The organism is Caballeronia sp. ATUFL_M2_KS44 (genome assembly GCF_023630965.1).
GTDB classification, from domain to species: Bacteria; Pseudomonadota; Gammaproteobacteria; order Burkholderiales; family Burkholderiaceae; genus Caballeronia; species Caballeronia concitans.
In genome coordinates, this window is the sequence record NZ_JALQEA010000100.1 from 1 (window position 1) to 268 (window position 268).

General features: G+C 63.1%; 1 protein-coding gene. It reads left to right on the top strand.

Annotated features, from left to right (window positions below; genetic code table 11):
• Positions 1-268, top strand: a 268-nt coding sequence (locus NCR39_RS29555) for an ATP-binding protein (protein ID WP_250456329.1), incomplete at both ends; no start/stop codon positions are given.

Genomic DNA, 268 nt, shown 5'->3' on the forward strand with positions numbered 1-268 from the left:
GTTGCGTGCTGGTCGCGCAGGAGCGCGGCGTCGATCTCGGCATCGAGGCGAGCGAGCCGGCGACCGTGAAGGGCGATGCGGATTCGCTGCGCGTGATGTTCAACAATCTCATCGATAACGCAACGAAGTACACGCCCAAAGGCGGACGCGTGGACGTCTGCCTGATGATTCGGGACGGGCGTTCGGTCGTCGAAATCTCCGATACCGGGCCGGGCATTCCGCAAGAAGAACGCGAACGCGTGTTCGACCGGTTCTATCGCGTGGGGGA